Here is a 21,950-nt window from a genome sequence, read left to right as displayed (position 1 = left end):
AGACGGTATAGTGAATTAAATTTAAATCGGTACAGCGTTGGCTCGCCTTGCCGTACTATTTGTACTGTCTGCGGCTCGCCGCCTTGTCCTGATTTTTGTTAATTCACTATAATGACGTGTTGCGATAAGGGTTTTCAGACGGTATTTCAAACAGAACAGATTAAAATCAAATCCAAATCCATAAAAAAATGCCGTCTGAACAGCGTTCAGACGGCATTTCGATGTGTACTGCCACGTCAAATCAGTGGTGGTGGCCGCAGCCGCATTCTTTTTTCATATCGATCACCATACGGCCGGTGATTTTGCCTTCGCGCATTTCTTGGAAAATGGCGGGTGCTTCATCCAAAGCACGCAGTTGGACTTTCGGCACAACCAAACCTTCCGCGCCGAATTGGAAGGCTTCTTCCAAATCTTTGCGCGTGCCGACCAAAGAGCCGACCACTTCGATGCCGTCCAAAACCAAACGTGGGATGGACAAATCCATCGATTCCGGCGGCAGTCCGACGGCAACCACACGTCCGCCAGCACGGACGCAATCCACGGCAGAGTTGAATGCGGCAGCAGATACGGCGGTTACGACCGCAGCGTGTGCGCCGCCGGTTTTTTCCTGAATCACTTTGGCAGCGTCTTCTTTGGCGGCGTTGACAATCAAATCCGCGCCGGTTTCTTTGGCAAACGCCAGTTTTTCATCGTTGATGTCGATGGCGACAACGTGCGCGCCGAATACTTTTTTCGCGTATTGGACACCCAAGTTGCCCAAACCGCCCGCGCCGTAGATGGCAATCCACTGTCCCGGACGCACGCCGGACACTTTCACGGCTTTGTAGCAGGTAACGCCGGCGCAAGTGATGCTGGACGCTTGGGCGGGGTCGAGACCGTCGGGGACTTTGACTGCATAATCCGCATTGACGATGCAGTGGGTCGCCATACCGCCGTCGGCGGTGTAGCCCGCGTTCAATACGGAACGGCACAGGGTTTCGCGGCCGGTATTGCAGTATTCGCAAGAGCCGCAGCTTTGGAACAGCCAGGCGATGCTGACGCGGTCGCCGACTTTCAGATTTTTCACACCGTCGGCAACTTCTTTAACCAAACCGATGCCCTCGTGTCCCAACACGCGGCCCGGTTTTTCGCCGTAGTCGCCTGCCGCAACGTGCAGGTCGGTGTGGCACACGCCGCAATATTCGACTTCGACCAATGCCTCGCCGTATTCCAACGGGCGAACCTCGCGTTCGACTACTTCCACGTCGCCCGCTACATTTTTATTCACAACAACTGCCTGCATTTTCATGATTGCGCTCCTTAGTTACGGTAAAAAAACCTGTAAACGGAATGTTGTCCGATATAAGGGTAAGCATACGCTTCCGCATCTTACAGGTCAAATTGTATGTTGTTGAAAAATATGGGTTATATGTTATACTATAACGGCTTGGAAAGGCGCGGCATCCGGGCGGTTGCCGGATAAGGGGCGGCAGGTTTTCAGTTTGAAAAAACCGGACGGGAAACCCGCAAAAATGCCGTCTGAACACAGCTTCAGACGGCATTTTTACGGGTTTGCGGGTTCGGCGGAGGATCAGTCGAAGTCCGGGCAGGACTGTCCGGTGCCGGCGGCGGAAAGCGTGCCGCCGTCGTTGAGCGTGACAATGCAGGTTTCGCCTTCGTTGGTCGCCGGATCGGGGACGGCCTGAAGGGTGAAGTGGTCGGGGTTGACTTTGCTTAAGGTAATTTTGAAATACTTGTTTTGTTTCAGTTTGGTTTGGTCGTAGTTGTCAAACGTCCCTTTTTGGCGGTAGTAACGCTCCAAGTTTTGCGCGTTCATCAGCAGGGTGGATTTGACTTCCGACAGGCGGATGCGGCGGGTGTAGGCTTTATAAGAAGGGTAGGCGATGAGCGTCAGGATGCTGAGGATGGCGACGGCAATCAGCAGCTCGAGCAGCGTGAAGCCTTTTTGAACGTTTTTCATAGCAATGTGTTTCCATTTGTTTGTCGGTCGACGGCATTATAACGCCGTATCGGAAATGGCGGAATATGTAAACGGATTGAAATTTTCGGGAAAGCAGATTGTATAAGCCATTTAAAACAAATGGTTATTTTTATTGTCGGCAGTTTGCCGCCTTGGATGGGGCAGGGATTTGCGGTAGAATCCGCTTCCGATTTATGGGATTGGCGCATACAGAGAATTGAAAATATGGCAAAAATGATGAAATGGGCGGCTGTTGCGGCGGTCGCGGCGGCAGCGGTTTGGGGCGGATGGTCTTATCTGAAGCCCGAACCGCAGGCTTCTTATATTACGGAAACGGTCAGGCGCGGCGACATCAGCCGGACGGTTTCTGCGACAGGGGAGATTTCGCCGTCCAACCTGGTATCGGTCGGCGCGCAGGCATCGGGGCAGATTAAGAAACTTTACGTCAAGCTCGGGCAACAGGTCAAAAAGGGCGATTTGATTGCGGAAATCAATTCGACCTCGCAGACCAACACGCTCAATACGGAAAAATCCAAATTGGAAACGTATCAGGCGAAGCTGGTGTCGGCACAGATTGTATTGGGCAGCGCGGAGAAGAAATACAAACGCCAGGCGGCGTTGTGGAAGGATGATGCGACCTCTAAAGAAGATTTGGAAAGCGCGCAGGATGCGCTTGCCGCTGCCAAAGCCAATGTTGCCGAGCTGAAGGCTTTAATCAGACAGAGCAAAATTTCCATCAATACCGCCGAGTCGGAATTAGGCTACACGCGCATTACCGCAACGATGGACGGCACGGTGGTGGCGATTCCCGTGGAAGAAGGGCAAACCGTGAACGCGGCGCAGTCCGCGCCGACGATTATTCAGCTTGCCAATTTGGATATGATGTTGAACAAAATGCAGATTGCCGAGGGCGATATTACCAAGGTGAAGGCGGGGCAGGATATTTCGTTTACGATTTTGTCCGAACCGGATACGCCGATTAAGGCGAAGCTCGACAGCGTCGACCCCGGGCTGACCACGATGTCGTCGGGCGGCTACAACAGCAGTACGGATACGGCTTCCAATGCGGTCTATTATTATGCCCGTTCGTTTGTGCCGAATCCGGACGGCAAACTCGCCACGGGGATGACGACGCAGAATACGGTTGAAATCGACGGCGTGAAAAATGTGCTGATTATTCCGTCGCTGACCGTGAAAAATCGCGGCGGCAAGGCGTTCGTACGCGTGTTGGGTATAGACGGCAAAGCAGTGGAGCGCGAAATCCGAACCGGTATGAAAGACAGTATGAATACCGAAGTAAAAAGCGGTTTGAAAGAGGGGGACAAAGTGGTCATCTCCGAAATGACCGCTGCCGAGCAACAGGAAAGCAGCGAACGCGTCATGGGCGGCCCGCCGCGCCGATAAACGAATATGCCGTCTGAACACGGAAACGGTTTCAGACGGCATTTGTTATTGATTTACGGAATATTATGAGCTTGATCGAATGTAAAAACATCAACCGCTATTTCGGCAGCGGCGAGAACCGCGTCCATATTTTGAAAGACATCAGCCTGTCGATAGAGAAAGGTGATTTTGTCGCCATCATCGGGCAGTCCGGTTCGGGCAAGTCCACGCTGATGAACATACTCGGCTGTTTGGATACCGCCGGTTCCGGTTCGTACCGAATCGACGGCATCGAAACTGCCAAAATGCAGCCTGACGAACTGGCGGCATTGCGCCGCGAACGCTTCGGTTTCATCTTCCAACGCTACAACCTCTTAAGCTCGCTGACCGCAAGGGATAACGTCGCGCTGCCGGCCGTGTATATGGGTATGGGCGGCAAAGAGCGTTCCGCGCGGGCGGAGAAGTTGTTGCAGGATTTGGGTTTGGCAAGTAAAGAGAGCAACAAGCCCGGCGAACTCTCGGGCGGACAGCAGCAGCGCGTCTCCATCGCCCGCGCCCTGATGAACGGCGGCGAAATCATCTTCGCCGACGAGCCGACCGGCGCACTCGATACCGCCAGCGGCAAAAACGTGATGGAAATCATCCGCAGGCTGCACGAAGCCGGGCATACCGTCATTATGGTCACACACGACCCCGGCATTGCCGCCAACGCCAACCGCGTCATCGAAATCCGGGACGGCGAAATCATTTCCGACACCTCGAAAAATCCCGAAATCCCCACAAGCAAGGTCGGGAGGATTCAGGAAAAAGCCTCGTGGTCGTTTTATTACGACCAGTTTGTCGAAGCCTTCAGAATGTCGGTGCAAGCAGTATTGGCGCACAAAATGCGTTCGCTTCTGACGATGCTGGGCATCATCATCGGTATCGCTTCGGTGGTTTCCGTCGTCGCATTGGGCAACGGTTCGCAGAAAAAAATCCTTGAAGACATCAGTTCGATGGGGACGAACACCATCAGCATCTTCCCCGGGCGCGGCTTCGGCGACAGGCGCAGCGGCAAAATCAAAACCCTGACCATAGACGACGCAAAAATCATCGCCAAACAAAGCTACGTTGCTTCCGCCACGCCCATGACTTCGAGCGGCGGCACGCTGACTTACCGCAATACCGACCTGACCGCTTCTTTGTACGGCGTGGGCGAACAATATTTCGACGTGCGCGGGCTGAAGCTGGAAACGGGGCGGCTGTTTGACGAAAACGATGTGAAAGAAGACGCGCAAGTCGTCGTCATCGACCAAAATGTCAAAGACAAACTCTTTGCGGATTCGGATCCGTTGGGTAAAACCATTTTGTTCAGGAAACGCCCCTTGACCGTCATCGGCGTGATGAAAAAAGACGAAAACGCTTTCGGCAATTCCGACGTGCTGATGCTTTGGTCGCCCTATACGACGGTGATGCACCAAATCACAGGCGAGAGCCACACCAACTCCATCACCGTCAAAATCAAAGACAATGCCAATACCCAGGTTGCCGAAAAAGGGCTGGCTGATCTGCTCAAAGCGCGGCACGGCACGGAAGACTTCTTTATGAACAACAGCGACAGCATCAGGCAGATGGTCGAAAGTACCACCGGCACGATGAAGCTGCTGATTTCCTCCATCGCCCTGATTTCATTGGTAGTCGGCGGCATCGGCGTGATGAACATTATGCTGGTGTCCGTTACCGAGCGCACCAAAGAAATCGGCATACGGATGGCAATCGGCGCGCGGCGCGGCAATATCTTGCAGCAGTTTTTGATTGAGGCGGTGTTAATCTGCGTCATCGGCGGTTTGGTCGGCGTAGGTTTGTCCGCCGCCGTCAGCCTCGTGTTCAATCATTTTGTAACCGACTTCCCGATGGACATTTCGGCGGCATCCGTTATCGGGGCGGTCGCCTGTTCGACCGGAATCGGCATCGCGTTCGGCTTTATGCCTGCCAATAAAGCAGCCAAACTCAATCCGATAGACGCATTGGCACAGGATTGAGGTTGGACAAAGATGCCGTCTGAAGCTGCCGCGACAGGCTTCAGACGGCATTTGAAAAAGGCTTGGAACACGGTTTCAAGCCTTTTGTTTTGCGGATGGATTATTGGTTTTTGCGGATGATTTCCTCCAGTTGGGGCATCGGGCTGTAGCCGCTTTGGCTGCGCCCGTTGGGGAAGACGAGGGTCGGCGTGCCGTTGAAGCCGAACTGTTCGCCCAAGGAAGTGGTTTCCGCGACGGGGTTGTCGCAGATGCTGCCGCCGGCCGGGAATTTGCCTTTACGCATCCATTCCGTCCACGCTTTGGCGCGGTCGGGCTGGCACCATAAGATTTGCGCCTTGCGGGCGGCATCGGGGTGCAGGCCGGCAATGGGCATCATAAAGCTGTAAACCGTTACGTCGGTCATTTTTTCAAACTCGTGTTCCAAGCGTCTGCAGAACGGGCAGTCTGGATCGGAGAAGACGGCGACTTTCAGTTTGCCGTTGCCGCGCACTTCTTTGATGGCTTTGTCCAAAGGCAGGGAGGCGAAGTCGATTTTGTTCAAATCTGCCATACGCTGTTCGGTGAGGTTTTTCCGGTTGTTGATGTCAATAAGTTCGCCGGAAAATAGATAATCGGCGTTTGCATCGGTGTAGATAATCTGCCTGCCGCTGACGACGACCTCGTAAATGCCTTTGACCGGTGTTTCGCTGACGCTCAACACTTTCAAATCTTGGGCGGAATAGATTTTTTCCAAACGCGCTTTCAAAGAGGCGGCAACGGATTTGCCGGCGGACTCGGCTTTGACGGCGGGTTCGGCGTTGGCATTGGAAACGGGCGTTTGCCCGCAAGCCAGCAGCGGGAGGACGGTAAAGGGGGTTAAGATTTTGATTAACTTGGTTTTCATATAAAGATGATTGCGCGTGTTGGAAAAGCGGCATTGTATCAAACCTCTGTTGCGCCTGCATTGCGCCGAGGCTCAATTTATCGTCTGAAAATAGCTTCCGGCTGTTAAAATACGCAAAAAATAATTTGATTGTTTGTATGATCTACCACCGCATCGCCGTAAACATATGGCTGGGCGGACTTTAGTGCGGTTTGAGGCCGTCTGAAAGATTTGCTGCGGGCAACTGAAAGATTTTATCGACATTTTGAGAGAAAAAATGAACCAACAAGAATACGCTGAATATCTGTTTAAGCTGCAGGGCGAAGAGCCACGGGCAGCAGAGAAATATAATGGCTGGGAAGATTATTTCTACGGTTTGTTTCAGGGGTTTATGCCCGACGGAGAAGGCGTGGCTGCGGTGTTTGAACCTTTGGAAAAGGGACAGGAATTGCTGGCGCGCATTATGCCTGTATATCAAAACACTGCCGAACACAACCAAGAGATCCTCGACGGCGGCTATATTCCCGGCTATTTCTGCCCGCCTGCGCAAGATGAGGCAGAAGTGAGACAGACGGGTGAGCATTTGTTGGAAGGGTTGCGCGAATTTGCCCGCTTTGTTGAAGACGAAGAGCTGATTGCAGCCTTGGCAGCGATTAAACAGATACGTTTTGGCGAGCCTGCGGAAGAGTTTGACGATACTCAAGACTTGTTTGGAGAAGCATTTGATGAATGGCGGATTAGTAATACAGATGACAACAGCCCCGAACAAGTGTTGGACGAAGCCTATTATTCTATAAATTGCGATTATTACCTGTCCGCCTATCTGCAATATCCGCTTTACCGCACCAAGCCCGACAGCGATTTTCTCCGTCCTTATTTCGATTTGTGGAAACAGGGTTACGGCTTTACTTTAGATAAAGACTGTTTGTATTTGTGCAAATAGCTTCCGTCTCTTCAGACGGTCTCAAACCATTTTTCCGACCACGCTATGATCTACCACCGTATTGCCGTAAACGTGCCGCTTTCAGACGGCCTTTTGACTTATTCCCATTCCGAGCCGCTGCCGCAGGGAATGCGGGTGCTTGTGCCTTTCCGCAATAAAACCGTGGTCGGGATAGTGTGGGAAACGGATATTGCGCCGGATATGGATATGGCGCGGATTTTGAGCGTTCAGACGGCCTTTTCGGACGAGCCGCTGCTGCCCGAAAGCTGGCGTGATTTGTTGGCGTTTACGTCGCGTTATTACCACTATCCGACCGGGCAGGCGGTGTTTGCCGCACTGCCGCAGGGTTTGAAGGAAACGCGCGCGGTGGAAATGCCGCAGCCGCCGTTGTTTTACGCTTTGAACGAAGCGGGTAGGGCGCAAACGCCGCCGCCGGCGCGGTTCAACAAAAAAGCGGCTTTGTGGGACGCGCTGCTTTCGGGCGGAATGACGATGGTAGCGTTGAAGCAGGTGAACGCGCAGGCGGCGAAATTGATTGAGAATTGGGCTGAACAAAGCTGGATTGAAACGACGGAAGCGGCGAAACCTGTATTGAGGTCGTACCACGGGCAGGCTTCGTACTCTGAATTTGTGTTGAATGCCGACCAACGGCAGGCTTCCGATGCCATTCAGACGGCATTGGGACGCTTTCAGCCGTTTCTCCTGTACGGCATCACCGGCAGCGGCAAGACCGAGGTGTATTTCGATGCGATGGCGAAAGTGTTGGCGCAGGGGCGGCAGGTGTTGTTTCTGTTGCCCGAAATCAACCTCACGCCGCAGCTTTTAAAACGGGTGGAAGACCGTTTTGCTGACGTACCGACCGCCGTGTTGCACAGCCAGATGGCGGCAGGCAGGCGCACGCAGGATTATCTGCGCGCTATGTTAGGGCAGGCGAAATTGGTCATCGGCACGCGGCTGGCGGTGTTCACGCCTTTGCCTGATGTTGGGCTGATTGTAGTCGATGAGGAACATGACGGCTCGTTCAAACAAGACAACGAATTGCGCTATCATGCCCGCGATTTGGCGGTGTGGCGGGCGAAGCAGAGCGGCTGCCCCGTCGTGTTGGGCAGTGCCACGCCCAGCTTGGAGAGCTGGCACAAGGCGCAAAGTGGCGCGTACCGCCTGCTGCAACTGACCGAGCGCGCCCATGCTTCAGCGCAACTGCCACAAGTGGAAATCCTCAACGTAGGCCGTCTGAAACTTGACAACGGCTTCTCGCCGCAAGCCTTGCAGCTTTTGAAACAGAATTTTGAAGCAGGCGGCATGTCGCTGGTGTACCTCAACCGGCGCGGCTTCGCGCCCGCGCTGTTTTGCGGCGACTGCGGCCATACCTTCGGCTGCCCGAACTGCTCCGCCAAAATGGTGCTGCACCAACGCGCCCGCCAACTGCGCTGCCACCACTGCGACCACCGCGAACCCATCCCGTTCAAATGCCCCGACTGCGGCAACCAAGACCTGACCGCCGTCGGCCACGGCACGCAGCGCGTCGAAGAAACCTTGCGAGCCTTTCTGCCCAAGGCCGCCGTCGTCCGCGTCGATAGGGACAGTACCGCACACAAAAATGACTGGGCGGATTTGTACCGCCGCATCGCCGACAACGAAATCGACATTCTGGTCGGCACGCAGATGCTTGCCAAAGGCCATGATTTTGCGCGGCTCAACCTCGTTATCGTGTTGAACGCCGACGGCAGCCTGTACAGCGCGGACTTTCGCGCACCGGAAAGGCTGTTCGCCGAGCTGATGCAGGTGTCCGGCAGGGCGGGGCGTGCCGACAAACCCGGCAAGGTGTTGATACAGACCCAACTGCCCGAACATCCCGTCTTCGCCGCCGTCAAAGCGCAAGACTATGCCGTGTTTTCCGAAAACGAATTGAACGAGCGGCAAATGTTCGCCATGCCGCCCTTCGGTTTTCAGACGGCCGTCCGAGCCGACGCGCCGCGCGTTGCCGATGCGATGGAATTTCTCAACGCCGCCAAAGAAACCATTGCTCCGCTTTTGCCCGAAAGTGTCTCCCAGTTTGGTGCAGCCCCCATGCTGATGGTACGCCTTGCCGAACGCGAACGTGCGCAAATCTTCCTCGAATCGGCATCCCGACAAGATTTGCATCGCGCCGTGAGTTTGTGGGTACAGGTGTTGCAGCAAAACCGCGACGGCAAAATCAGATGGTCGGTGGACGTTGATGTGCAAGAGGCTTGATTATCGGCAATACGATGCCGTCTGAAAACCGTTTCAGACGGCATTTTTATTCCGGATCGCCTGTAAACGCATTCGCCCGAAAAATCGGAACAAACGTGAAAAGATAAAGCACGAACACGGCGGCGGTCAGAATCGCGGGGACGGTGATGAAGAATATCGGGTTCACGTTCATTAAAACAGCGCGCGAAACGGCGGCGGCGAAAAGGATGGGGACGGCGATGCGGCAGAGTTTCGGGTAGTCGAGTTTGGTAAAGCCGCTGTGCCACAGTCCGGCGGTCAGCCACACCATCATCACGCCGCCCATCATGCCGCCGAGGGTAATCAGGTGCAGGGGCGCGGAGGCGGGCAGGTTTTGCAATTTCGCCGCGCCTGTCCATAAATAGCCTGCCGCGGCAAAGAGCTGGAGCAGGTAATAAGTGCGGACGTAGTGTTTGCGTAAGAGTTCGTGATGGTGAAGCTCACGCAGCTTGGCGAGCAGGATGAAGCCGACGGCGAGCGCGGTAAAACCGGCGGTTTGCGCGGGCAGCCAAAGTTCGGCGGCGGCGTGCAGCAGCAGGAAGGTGATGGCGATGTTTTTATAAACGGCGTTGGGGATGAATACGGGGTCTTTCAGACGGCATTCTTTGAGGGCTTCCGCGCCCAAAAGGACGCTGACGCGGACGGATACGAACATCACCGCCGCCATATTCAGATGCACTTGCGCGCGCAACAGGTTCAAATCGCCGCTGACGGCATATGCCGTCTGAAAAACAGTGAACGCGGCGAGCAGCATTAAGAGGGCGAAGTTGTCGGTGTTTCGGTCCAGCCAAATCAGCCGGGCGCAGAACAGCAGCAACACCAGCCAATAAGCGGCAACGAAAAATGCGGCAAGTTGCGGTAAGAACGGCAATAAAACAGCCGCAACAAGCAACAACACCGCCATCAAAGTAGCGGCAGGTTTCAGGTTGCCCGAAAAACCTGTCCAATCCAACAAAGCCGCAGTCAAAAAACCGCCGTATGCCGCCGGCAGCATGAGTTCTAAAAAGATTTGGCGGTGCAGGACGATGGCGCCGGGGCTGATGAAAAACACCGACGCGCCGAGTATGGCAAGCACTGCCGCGCCGACGAAAAACGGCCGCATAGGGTGGGTGAGAAAGGTGTTCATAATTTAATCCCGTTCGGGCATTGATGCCCAATGTTGGCAGCCCGGTCTGCAATTACACCAATGCACCAATCACATTGCGGAAATTTTCCAAAGCCGCTTCGATATTTTCAATGATTTCATCGGCTAAAATATCGGGGGCGGGCAGATTGTCCAAGTCGGTTAAAGAATGGTCTTTCAGCCAGAAAATATCCAAGCTGGTTTTTTCGCGCTGATTGATTTCATCGATACTAAATTTACGCCAGCGTCCGTCGGGATTGTTTTCGGCATGATAGGTTTCCACACGTTTTGAACGGTCCTCAGGGCAATAGCAGGAAATGAAATCCTGTAAATCTGCCAACTGCATCGGTTTTTTCTTCAGCGTGTGATGCACATTGGTGCGGTAGTCATACACCCAGACTTCTTGGGTAACGGCTTTTTCCTGTGCGGGGCGGTTATCAAAAAATAACACGTTTGCCTTAACACCATTCGCGTAGAAAATACCCGTCGGCAAACGTAAAATTGTATGCAAATCAGTAATTTGCAAAAGCTTCTTACGCACAGTTTCGCCTGCACCGCCTTCAAACAGCACATTATCGGGTACGACGACGGCCGCCCGTCCGTTGTTTTTGAGCATGGTGTAAATATGCTGCAAGAAGTTGACCTGTTTGTTGGAAGTGGTTGCCCAAAAGTCTTGGCGGTTATAGACAAAATCTTCGGTTTCGGCTTCGCCCTCGGCATTGGTAATGGTCATGGTGCTTTTTTTGCCGAATGGCGGATTGGCCAAAACCAAGTCCGCTTTGCGCGGGCTTGGTGCAACCAAGGAATCGTCGGAGCTGATCGGGCTATCGCCGTCCATTTCGCCGATGCCGTGTAAAAATAGGTTCATCAAACACAAACGGCGGGTATTGGCGACGATTTCATTGCCGAAAAACGTCCCGTTTTTTAACCGCGCTTTTTGCTCGGCATTTAAATCGGCATGTTTTTCCAAATAGCCGTATGCCGCCAATAAAAAGCCGCCGGTACCTGCCGCCGGGTCGGCAATCAGGGTATCCGGCTGCGGGCGGACGCATTCGACAATTGCTTGAATCAAAGCGCGCGGCGTAAAGTATTGCCCCGCGCCGGATTTGGTATCTTCGGCATTTTTTTCCAAAATACCTTCGTAAATATCGCCTTTCACATCCACGCCCAAGCGCGTCCATTTGGTTTCATCAATCATCGCCACCAAACGGGATAATTTGGCAGGGTCTTGGATTTTGTTTTGCGCCTTGGCAAAGATTTGCCCAAGCAAGCCTTTACGCATACTTAAATCGCGCAACAAAGCGAGATAATGGCTTTCCAATTCCGCGCCCGTGCGGTCGGTCAGGCTTTGCCAGTTGTATTCTTCTGGAATGCCGACATCGCGATTGTAGGGAGGCAGGCTGTATTCAAAAGCCATTTTCAAAAAAATCAGATACGTAATTTGTTCCAAATAGTCGCCGTAGCTCACGCCGTCATCGCGCAGCATATGGCAGAAACTCCAAACCTTTTGGACGATGGCATTTGATGTATGGTTTTGCGTTGTGGTCATATTCGTTTTCTCTTTAATTTATTTATCCAAAAGGCTGCCTGAAAAAGCCGCTTTTAAGACCGCCTGTTTGAGCAGCTCGGCTTGTTTGAGTTGTTTGGCAAGTTCGTCGGCAAGTTGGTCGCAGGCGGTGAGTTTGCTTTCTAAAATAGCAACGATTTCGGTTTGTTCGGCTAATGGAGGCAAACTAAAAGCCCAAGTAGATACAAAATCTTTTGGAACTCGCTTGTGTCCAACAGAACCCGTCATATTATGAATGCCTGCTTGTCTAAAGTCTGGTGTATTAACAAGAAAATATAAAAATTTTGAAAGTATTTGGTTACTAGATCTCAAGACCATAAATTCTGTTGAGCCTGTACCAATTCCATTAATTAAATCTTGAGCGACAGCACTTTTCCCATTTTCAAAACAAGGAGTAATTTTAGCTAATAACACATCGTTATTTCTAAATACAGTAAATCCTTTTTTTACGTCTGCCCATTTTTTAATTTCATATGTCAAATGTTCTGAAAGCGATGATGACATCAAGTGCATTGATGAAAAAGAAACATCAGTATCATCATCGATAGCCTTTTCTTTTTTAGGTGAGATTGTTACAACTTCACCAATAGTTATATTCTGCCAGTCGGTAAGCTGTTGGGCGTGGTGTTGTTCGCGGGCCGTCTGAATTTGGGGGAGCAGTTCGTTTTCAGACGGCAAGGTATCTGCGTGCTTGCTGCGCCATTCTTTGGTGAGTTCGCCGTTAAAGGCGTTTTTAAGCAGGGATTGGCGGTATTGTTGGATTTGCTGTGCTGCGGTTTTCAGACGACCTATGCCTTCGTCGATTTCGTCAAACAGGCTTTCGATTTTATTGACGATGGCTTGTTGGGTTTCTTTGCTGGTTGGGTAGATAATGGGGATTTTTTTAGCGTTTGATGCGGATAGCTCAAGAAAAGTTGTTCCACTTCCTAAGCTCTCAATAGTACTTTTTATTGATTTTAAATAATAATATGCGTACTCAGAAAGAATGTCGTCTGAAAGAATAAAGTTTTTGAAACCTTGATTTGTTGATAATTCACTTTGAGCAATAGCAACATATCCAATTAGCGCTCTACTGCTTAAAAGAACTGTTCCTGCTGGTAATAGTTTTGCTGAACAAGATTTATAACCATCAATACTTAAATCTCGCGCACCATTAGAAATAAATTTATCTGTATATTTGCTTAAATCAGCGGGAGTAATCCAACCTATTCCCTTTCCTTTCTCAGCAAAGTTTGTTTCTAATTTGGTGCTTGGGGTGCCGCCGCTTACTACTTGTGCAACGTCCTCAAAAGTTGTTTTCTTCCACCCTTTCGGCAATTGCTGTTCTGTGGTCATTGTTATGCTGTCCATTGTCGGTTAATCTCGTCTAATAGGGTGTTAAAGTCTTGGTCGTTGGCGGCAATTTCGCTCAATACATCACAGGCTTGTCCCAATCCACCGTGTTGGTTGAACGGGGTAAGTTCAAAGTCATTTTCTTCGATGGCAAAGGAAGTGATGATGTGGTCACGAATCATGGTCAGCCATTGCATTTGCTCTTCGGTCAGCGGTTTGTCGGCGCGGGCGTTGTGTTCAAACGTCCATGTTTGGAAGTTTTTACGCACGGTTTTGGTAAATGGGGTGATTTTGTCATCAATGCCAATCACGCGGCGAACAAGGCTGACTAAGGCGGTGAGTTCGCTTTCTGCCTGTTCGCTGACGTTATCCAAACGCGCGTACGCCTGCCAAATATGGGTAAATGCCAATTTCGGTTTGGCTTTTTTGATGGCGGCTGCCAGCTCTTTAATCATCGCAAGGCTCAAGGCTTGGCGTTGATAAGGCTGGTTATAGAAAATCTGCAAGGCGGTGATTTCGTCTTTGTTGCTGCGTATCCATTCGGCAAAATCTTGGGTCAGGGTTTCATCATTTTCTGCCCAGCCTGCGTGGATGACTTCATCAATCTCGGCGTCAATTTTCTGCTCGTTTTGTTTGCGGATGTCGTCCAACGTGGTGATGAGCTCCATGGAAAGCGGACGTGTGGCGGCTTTGACGCGCTGTTTTTGTATCTTTAAAACTGTTTCTTCAGACGGCGTCTCATCAATGGAAATGCCTTCTTGCTCGCAGGCTGCCCGATGGATTTCATCGGCATTGATGGCGTGAAATAAATCTTTGACCAGTTGCGGTAATGGAATGCCGCCTGTGATGGCAGTGATTTGCTTCTGTTGTTCGTCATCAAGTTGTTTGTTTAAACGGGCAAGGCGCGCCGCCAGTGAGCTGATGCTGTCGCTATCATATGCGCCGCCGAAAACGACGGCTTTTCCTAAATCGGAGAAGCTGACCGAACGCTTGGTGTCTAATTGTTGGCTTGCCGTTTTGAGCGATTTGGTAACGCCAATCGCATCGACAATCACATAATGGGTTTTGGCTGATGATGCGGAAGGGCTGACTTTTTGCAAGCCTTCTTTATCAAGCGTGCGTGTGCCGCGTCCTTTCATTTGCTCAAAATAGTTGCGGCTTTTGACATCGCGCATAAACAGCAGGCATTCGAGCGGGCGGACATCGGTTCCCGTGGCAATCATATCGACGGTAACGGCAATGCGCGGGTTGTAGCTGTTGCGGAAATTCGCCAAGACGGTTTTGGGTTCTTCGCCTTGTTCGATGATTTCGCCGTTCTCTCCCACAATATCGTCTTTGGCTTTGTAAGTGATTTTTTTGCAAAATTCGTTACCTTGCCCAAACTCTTCACGCACCATTTTGATGATGTCGTCGGCGTGGCTGTCGTTTTTGGCGAAAATCAAGGTTTTAGGCACTTCTTGACGATTTGGGAACATGATGGGCAAATGGTCGCGGAATGTCCGGATAATGGTGCGGATTTGGCTTGGATTGACAACATCTCTGTCGAGTTGCTTGGCGGTATAGTCTTCATCGCTATCTTGCTGCTGCCAGCGTTTGCGGCGTGTGGTGCGTTCGCGGTGTTCGACCAGCTCTTCGGCTTTGAATTTGCCGCCATCCAGGCTGATTTTGGTATTGATCAGATAGACTTCATTGCCTACGTTTACGCCATCGGCAACGGCTTGTTCGTGGCTGTATTCGCTGACGACGTTTTGATTGAAAAAGCCAAAAGTGCGGTTGTCCGGTGTGGCCGTTAATCCAATCAGATAGGCATCAAAATAATCCAACACTTGCCGCCACAGGTTGTAAATGGAGCGATGGCATTCATCGATAAAGATAAAATCGAAAAATTCCGGCGGTAGATCCGGTTGATAGGCAACGGGCAATGGTTCTTTTAAGCGGTTTTCCCATTCTTCCAATTCCATACTGTCATCCGGTATCGCTAGGTCTTCCCCTTTTAATAGCGAATACATGCGCTGAATGGTACAAATGCAGACTTCTACGCCGTTGGGAATGTGCGGCGATTTGATGATTTGAGCGTTGTAGAGTTCAGTAAATTTGCGGTTGTCGTCAGGTGGAGTGAAAACCAACATTTCCTGCTCGGCCTGTTCGCCCAAATTGACGGTATCTACTAAAAATAAAATGCGGCGTTTGCCTGTGTATTTGAGCAAACGATACATAATACTGATAGCGGTATAGGTTTTGCCTGCACCTGTGGCCATCTGAATCAAGGCGCACGGCAAATCTTTTGCCAAAGAGTCTTGCATATTTTCGATGGCGGTTAATTGGCAATCGCGCAAACCAAGTTCGGCCGCAGACAGATGGTTGGGATTGGGAGCAGGTATGGCTTTAAGTTTGGCGCGCAGGGTGTTTTTGCCTTCGCTTGCCCATTTTTGTAGCGTTTCCGGACGGTGAAAGTGGAATACTTCACGGGCACGAGGGGCGGGATCGTTGCGGTTGGTAAAGCGGGTAATGACACCTGTGCTTTCATATAAAAAAGCAATATCCGCTTGCGGGATATGCTTGAGTTCGCTATCGGCATAGCGTGCGCTTTGCTCTTCAACCATATTGAGCCTATGACCGAAGTTTTCTTCTTTGGCTTCGATAAGGGCAAGCGGCTCTCTATCGACAAATAAGACATAATCTGCCGGTCCGCTGTCGGTCGGATATTCGCGCACGGCTGCTCCGAGGCTTTTATTGGGATTAAACTCTTTGAACGATTGCACATCCCAGCCTGCTTCACGCAATTTCTTATCGATTAAATCACGCGCCCGCTGTTCGGGATTTTGGTTGTAGGAATATGCGTTATCCATCATTATCCGTTATCTGTCTGCTGTTGCGAAATGCCTGACAGTATATCAAACCGCTTGTAAGAATGTTGCAGTTCTGCCGGGCATAAATGACTGATTGGCAATGTTCTTGTTAAGTTCAAAAAATGACTATGCCGTCTTTCCCCGTCACTCATAATAATGAATCCCTTGAAACTCCCTTGCTACCACGGCTTCTTCAAAAGCCGAATCGCGTTCGGACAGCGGCGTGGGCAGGGTTATCACGTTTTGCACGTTCATGCCCTTAGTGGAGAGCAGCATAATTTCATGGCTCAGGCGTGCTGCTTCAAAGCGGTCATGTGTTACCAGCATACACGCCATAGTCTGCCGCTCGATTTTTTCCACCAGCATGGCAACCAAAATATCGCGTAAATCGCGGTCCAAACCGACAAACGGCTCGTCCAGCAAGGCAAGGTCGCAGCCGCACAGCAGCAGGCGCAGAAACGCCACCCGTTTCGCCATGCCGCCGGACAATTCGGTCGGATATTTGTTCAAGTCGCCCGCAGTCAGCCCGACTTTCGCCGCCAGTGCGATGATTTCGCCTTCATCGGGTTTGTCCATAAAAATCGCGATATTCTGCATCGCGGTCAGGTTTTCCGGCAGGCGGTTTTCCTGAAACAGAAAACCCGTTTTACGGAAAGTATTACGTATCGTGCCCGATTTTGGCGTTTCCAAGCCCGCAATCAACCGCAAAACCGTCGTTTTGCCGCAGCCGCTCGGCCCGAACAAGGCCTTCACTTCGCCGTGTTGCAGGTTCAAACTGAAATCGCGCACGATGGGGTCGCGGAGAATTTCAAAACGCACGTTTTCAAGACAGAGCATCATCTTCTCCACGGCATAAACAAAATTTCCAAAGGCTTGGTAATCAGGTATTCAAACAGCGACACAAACACGATAACCAACACTACATAAGCCATCACCGTCGAAGTCTCCAGCATCGCCCTCGCGTCCGCAATCCGCGCGCCCACGCCTTCGCTCGCGCCCAAGAGTTCCGCCATAATCACCACCTTTACCCCCATCGCCACCGCCACGCCGATGCTGGAGATCACATAGCCCGTCAGATGCGGGATATACAGATAACGGATTTTTTTCAGACGGCCTAATTTATAAGCGTCAAACAACTCCTCATGCTGCTTGTTCACGCTCGCCATCCCAACCGCCGCACTCGCAAACGTCAGCGGCGCAACCAACACAATGATGGTAAACAGCACGCTCGGATTGCCGAAACCGAACCAAAACAGAGCCATCACCACCCAAATAATCGGCGGCATCGCCAACAAAACCGTAATCACAGGCTTAAGCAACGCCATCGCCGTCTTAAAACTGCCCGCCACCAGCCCCGCCGCCAATCCCGCCACCAGCGCAACCGAAATCCCCACCACCGACCGCCATAGCGAAATCCCGATTTCGTTTTCCTGAAAATGTTTCAATAAATCCAATGACTTTTGAAACACCTCCACCGGCTCAGGCAGCATAAACTCACCGAACACGGCACTGCCCCACGCCCACAACGCCACCACCACCATCGCCACGCCCAGACCGGCAAAGCCGCTCCAAAGGTAGTCGATGATGTAAAACACCGCAGGCTGCGGTTTGCGGATTTTGTCGGTTTTAATCATGGTTTGGGTGTTGGTTGATGGGGATGATGGTTTGGGGATAAACTTAAAATATAGTATTTAGTGCTATAGACTACAGCCTGCTATTCATTAAATATTGCGATTAACAATACTATCAAGATAGAAATTTTCTTCTGGCTCATTTCCTAATGCTATATCCAAAAGTAATTTTAACTGCCATTGGGATGGTGTCATTACTTCATCAAAATCGATTGGATGATCACCGTAATCATCCACACTTAAAGGATATTCAAAATTGACAAACCACCATTTTTCTATTTTGCATAACAAATTTATCAAACAAACGAATTTATCTAAATCAATATTTTTATCTGAGTCAGTAATAAATGCAAAGGGCTTATGAGCTAATTCATTTCTATGTTGCCTTATCTCATCAAAATCATTAATATCGGCTTGTTCTATAGCTGACAATTCTTTCAGCCATAACAAAGAGGCATATATTTTACTTTTATTCTTTGATAAAACATCATTTCTATATCTTTTATCAATGATAAATTCCCCTTTTTCATTAAGTCCATTTATAAAAAATAATTCAGGAAGTTCGCTCACTCTCTCTTTGAACATCTCAAAAGCAGTCAAAAAAAGAGAAATTGAAATTAAATTATCTTTTAGTTTTTTAGATGATAAAAATTTTTCCCAATCTTTATTAATTTTATCCATAGAATTCAGCTCATATATAAAATTTATCTAATTCGAGCCCCAAACAGCAAGCGTAGGTTGGGTCATGATCCAACATTTCAGACAGTTCAACGGTTTTGTCGGATTTAACAGCTTAACCTACGGTTACCCACCCGCCGTCATTCCCGCGTAGGTGGGAATCCAGAGTTTTGACGTTGCTGCAATTTTAAAACATTCCTGCAATATCGAGGACTGGATTCCTGCCTACGCGGGAATGACGGCTTTTTGCGTACTGTTCTAACTATTATCTGATAGGTCGTCTGAAAAGGGTATATTGGATTCCCCAATACTACTTCTCCCTTTTCAGACGACCTCCCCTCCTTTTAAGCCAAGAAGAACCCGTTATCCGGCAGCTTGCCTCCCAAAAGTTTCGGGTTGAACTGCATCAGGATTTCGTAAAACTTCAAAATCTCGTCCTTCACTTCGCTGCCTTTGCTTACCGTCAGCCGCGCGCCGTCCAAGCCCATGACTAGGGCGGGTTCGGGGGCGGGGAGGTAGTTTTTGCCGATTTTCGCCGCGCTTTGGCGGTTGGTCAGTATCCAGTTGAGCGCGTTTTTCAAATCCTGATGGAAGAGTTCGAACTGCGCTTTGTGCGCGTGGAAATATTCTTCGTTGGCGATGATGCCTGCCATCGGAATCAGCGGTTTGGTGTCAAACGCCTGCCCCCATGCTTTCACTAAGTCAAAACCGCGTACGACGTTTACGCCCATGGTTTTGCCTTTAAGTAGGCTGGCGGTTGCCATCGGTTCGGGTAGGATGACGGCGTGGTAATCTCTACTTAGAAACAGTCCAACTGCTTCGGGCGGTGTGGCAGCGTAGGTAATGCTGACTTTGTGTGCGTCGATTTTCAGTTTTTTCAACAAGGCTTGCAGCACGATGTCGGGCATATCGTTTTTAAACGGCACGAGGATTTTTTTGCCGATCAAATCCTGCGGCGAGGCAATCGCGCTGCCTTTGCACATCAGCTGCGTGATGCCGTTGGTCAAAATATTCACCATGCCGACTTTTTGCCCTTGGTTGCGCAGATTTACGCCGACATTGCTCGGGCTCATCATGACTTTAAATTGTCCGCTTGCTACGCCTGCACGCAGTTGGTCGGGTGAACGCCAGATTTTCAGCGATACATCCGCCTGTTTCGCCAGCTTGCCTTGCAACGCCGCTACGGCGATGGTAACGCTGGGCATCGCCGGTGCGCCGTACACGGTAAATTGTTCTTTACCGGCTGCCAACAGCGAAGGCGAAACGCCTGCGGCTGCCAGTGCGGCGGTCATTTTTAAGAAATCGCGTCTTTTCAGTTCCATTTTTTATCTCCTAATTCTTAATAAGCCAATGCAGGCATTCTTTCAGACGGCCTGATTTTAAAAAGCCGCATGCAAACTCAACCAATATGTCCTGCCCGGTGCATACACGACACTGGGCGACAGGGCGAGGACGTGGTCGCCGCTGATGTGTTCGGCGTATTTTTTGTTGAACACGTTGTTCACGCCCAAGCGCAAGCCGTATTTGTCTTTGATGTTTACGCCTGCGTACACGTCGGCAACGGTAAAGCCTTTGGCGGCTTCGCGTTTGTCTATGCCCAGACCGCTTGCCGCGTCAAAATCGCCGCGCGTTTGTTTGGCAACAAAGCGTGTTGCGGCGCCGATATTGTAGCTGCCGTGGGTAAAGTAGTTTTTGTAGTCGGCTTGGACGGCGGCTTCAAACGGACGGATTTGATAGAGCGGCCTACCGTCGGTTTCGTTGTGTCCGTAGTTGTAGGCGACTTTGATGCCTGCCGCCCAATGCGGATTGAAGTTGTAACGCGCGTAGGCCTGCGCGGTAAACAATCGCGCGTCCACGTTGCGTGTGATGATGCCGCCGCCTTTGGAAGCTGTGCCGCTTTGTCCGTGGGCGCGGTCAAAAATAATCAGGTCTTTGACTTTGTCCGCCACAAGCGTGCCGCCTACGTTCCAGCCTGCGCCTGCCAACGAGTTCATGTAGCCGTTGTAGTAGTCGTTGCGGCTGTCGGCGGTAAGCTTGATGCGGTTGTGTTTTTCGGTTTTCAGCAGGGGATTGCCTGCGATGGCGGCGGCTGGGTTTTGGTTCATCAGCGCACCGTTCATGCGGTTTTGCACGATGGCGGCAAGCGAGTTGAAGCGTTCGGTGTTGTCGCCGATGCGTTCCAAATGTGCGAGGGAAACGCTGTATTTTTGCGTTTCAGACGGCGTGAAATCGTATTTGAGTTCGCCCGACAAAGCATGACGGCGCACTTTGCCGTTGAAGTCGTAGCCGTAATGGGTTTTCCAGATTTGTTGCGATGAAGCGAAGGCAAGGTTGCGGTTCATCGGATGGGCGGGCTGTGCCGTATTTTTGCGTACGTCCGCTTCGTTGATTTCGTAGCTTAAGCCCAAGCCCAGTTTGTGTCGGTCGTCAAACTTGTAAGACAAGGTATCGGCAATGCGCCAGCGGTCGATGTGCACATCGGCGAAACGGTAGCCGTTGAGGAAGTCGCGCATGGCGGTGTGGGCGTTGCGCTCGCCGTTTTGGCTGTCGTTGCGGTAGCTGACGGCGGCGTTGTTGTGGAATTTGCCGAAGTCCGCGTCGTGTTTGAGCGAGAAGTCGTACACTTTGCGGTCAAGCTCTACGAATACTTGCTGCTGCGTGTTGTTTGGACGCAGTGAGTAATTGTCGGCATGGCGTTTGAGTTTGATGACGCCTGCTTCTGCGCTGACCGTATTGCTCAAATCGGCATTGCCCCAACGCGCGTTGAGTTTGGCGATGTGGCGTTCGGTGTCCAATGCGTCGTTGACGAACTGCGGCTGGCGGTCGTTGTTGATGTCGTCGTGCAGATAAGTGAGGCGGTATTCTTGATTTTCAGACGGCACGAAACCGAGTACCAAAGCCTGATTGAAGCGGCTGTATTTCCAATCGGTATCGCGCCCGCCGCCGTCTTTATAGCCGTTTGCCTTGGTGTGATTGAGGTTGGCTACGCCGTATACCTTCGCCCCGCGTGCTTGCGCGGTAACGGAGTTGTAAAAGCTTTTGCCGTAAAAGCCGCTGTTTGCCTTCAGCGGACGGAAGGCTTGGTCTATGTTTTCAGTAACAAAGTAATGATCGCTGCGGTCGGTGCGGTCGAATTGGTTTTCGGGGAAATAGCCTTGTGCGACGGTCGGTGCAATCGGTTTGGGCGGGGAGAAGGTTTTGACGGATTGTATTTCTTCAGTATTTGCCAGTTGTTCTGCCCAAGATGGAGCAACGGAAAGAACGGTTAAGGCCCATAGGAGCGGATTCGGTTTCATTTTCCATCCTTTGATAATAATTATTATTTATTATCCTATTAAAAATATTTTA

General features: G+C 51.0%; 16 protein-coding genes. 4 read left to right on the top strand and 12 right to left on the bottom strand.

Features of this window, described 5'->3' with window-relative positions; genetic code table 11:
• Positions 1-241 precede the first annotated feature (241 nt).
• Positions 242-1,288 (bottom strand): alcohol dehydrogenase AdhP, encoded by a 1,047-nt coding sequence (gene adhP / locus ACNAU7_RS02955; protein ID WP_416300556.1) that lies wholly within the window; start codon positions 1,286-1,288, stop codon positions 242-244.
• A gap of 282 nt (positions 1,289-1,570) precedes the next feature.
• Entirely contained in the window at positions 1,571-1,960 is a 390-nt protein-coding gene (locus ACNAU7_RS02950) for a type IV pilin protein (RefSeq protein ID WP_416300554.1), read from the bottom strand.
• 225 nt (positions 1,961-2,185) lie between these two features.
• On the opposite strand from ACNAU7_RS02950, the gene ACNAU7_RS02945 reads away from it, so the two are divergent.
• Together ACNAU7_RS02945 and ACNAU7_RS02940 are read left to right on the top strand one after the other, a co-directional pair.
• Positions 2,186-3,364 carry a MacA family efflux pump subunit gene (locus ACNAU7_RS02945; RefSeq protein ID WP_416300803.1) on the top strand — a complete coding sequence of 393 codons (1,179 nt, stop codon included), beginning with the start codon at positions 2,186-2,188 and terminating at the stop codon, positions 3,362-3,364.
• A gap of 65 nt (positions 3,365-3,429) precedes the next feature.
• Entirely contained in the window at positions 3,430-5,364 is a 1,935-nt protein-coding gene (locus tag ACNAU7_RS02940) for a MacB family efflux pump subunit (RefSeq protein WP_416300552.1), read from the top strand.
• Between the two features lie 100 nt (positions 5,365-5,464).
• Here the strand turns inward: ACNAU7_RS02940 and ACNAU7_RS02935 are convergent, their stop codons facing one another.
• A complete protein-coding gene (locus ACNAU7_RS02935) occupies positions 5,465-6,247 on the bottom strand; it encodes a DsbC family protein (RefSeq protein WP_416300550.1) in 783 nt (260 codons plus the stop codon).
• Between the two features lie 256 nt (positions 6,248-6,503).
• Here ACNAU7_RS02935 and ACNAU7_RS02930 point away from each other — a divergent pair, with 256 nt between their 5' ends.
• Positions 6,504-7,169, top strand: a complete 666-nt coding sequence (locus ACNAU7_RS02930; protein WP_416300548.1) for a hypothetical protein — start codon at positions 6,504-6,506, stop codon at positions 7,167-7,169.
• A gap of 45 nt (positions 7,170-7,214) precedes the next feature.
• Entirely contained in the window at positions 7,215-9,404 is a 2,190-nt protein-coding gene (locus ACNAU7_RS02925) for a primosomal protein N' (RefSeq protein ID WP_416300546.1), read from the top strand.
• Positions 9,405-9,450: 46 nt separating this feature from the next.
• On the opposite strand, the gene ACNAU7_RS02920 is transcribed toward ACNAU7_RS02925, so the two are convergent.
• The 9 genes from ACNAU7_RS02920 to ACNAU7_RS02880 form a co-directional block, all read right to left on the bottom strand.
• Complete coding sequence (locus ACNAU7_RS02920; protein WP_416300544.1) at positions 9,451-10,548, bottom strand: NnrS family protein; 1,098 nt, start codon at positions 10,546-10,548, stop codon at positions 9,451-9,453.
• A 52-nt stretch (positions 10,549-10,600) separates the two neighbouring features.
• Positions 10,601-12,094, bottom strand: coding sequence for an N-6 DNA methylase (locus tag ACNAU7_RS02915; protein WP_416300542.1), 1,494 nt, complete (start codon positions 12,092-12,094; stop codon positions 10,601-10,603).
• A gap of 18 nt (positions 12,095-12,112) precedes the next feature.
• On the bottom strand, positions 12,113-13,447 hold the full coding sequence (locus tag ACNAU7_RS02910; RefSeq protein WP_416300540.1) for a restriction endonuclease subunit S: 1,335 nt from the start codon (positions 13,445-13,447) through the stop codon (positions 12,113-12,115).
• A 2-nt stretch (positions 13,448-13,449) separates the two neighbouring features.
• Complete coding sequence (locus ACNAU7_RS02905; RefSeq protein WP_416300538.1) at positions 13,450-16,296, bottom strand: DEAD/DEAH box helicase family protein; 2,847 nt, start codon at positions 16,294-16,296, stop codon at positions 13,450-13,452.
• 141 nt (positions 16,297-16,437) lie between these two features.
• Positions 16,438-17,130 carry an ATP-binding cassette domain-containing protein gene (locus ACNAU7_RS02900; RefSeq protein WP_416300801.1) on the bottom strand — a complete coding sequence of 231 codons (693 nt, stop codon included), beginning with the start codon at positions 17,128-17,130 and terminating at the stop codon, positions 16,438-16,440.
• The gene (locus ACNAU7_RS02895; protein ID WP_416300536.1) at positions 17,130-17,927 is read right to left on the bottom strand and encodes an ABC transporter permease; all 798 of its coding nucleotides are present in this window, start codon (positions 17,925-17,927) and stop codon (positions 17,130-17,132) included. The genes ACNAU7_RS02900 and ACNAU7_RS02895 overlap by 1 nt, the downstream gene beginning before the upstream one ends.
• An 87-nt stretch (positions 17,928-18,014) precedes the next feature.
• Positions 18,015-18,605 carry a hypothetical protein gene (locus ACNAU7_RS02890; RefSeq protein ID WP_416300534.1) on the bottom strand — a complete coding sequence of 197 codons (591 nt, stop codon included), beginning with the start codon at positions 18,603-18,605 and terminating at the stop codon, positions 18,015-18,017.
• Between the two features lie 341 nt (positions 18,606-18,946).
• Positions 18,947-19,924, bottom strand: a complete 978-nt coding sequence (locus ACNAU7_RS02885) for an ABC transporter substrate-binding protein (RefSeq protein ID WP_416300532.1) — start codon at positions 19,922-19,924, stop codon at positions 18,947-18,949.
• 57 nt (positions 19,925-19,981) lie between these two features.
• Positions 19,982-21,898, bottom strand: coding sequence for a TonB-dependent receptor (locus tag ACNAU7_RS02880; protein WP_416300530.1), 1,917 nt, complete (start codon positions 21,896-21,898; stop codon positions 19,982-19,984).
• Between the last annotated feature and the right edge of the window lie 52 nt (positions 21,899-21,950).

This window comes from Neisseria sp. LACPHL-SPEC-2024-00856, assembly GCF_047915665.1.
Taxonomy (GTDB): domain Bacteria; phylum Pseudomonadota; class Gammaproteobacteria; order Burkholderiales; family Neisseriaceae; genus Neisseria; species Neisseria polysaccharea.
This window is presented reverse-complemented; position numbering and strand designations above follow the sequence as displayed.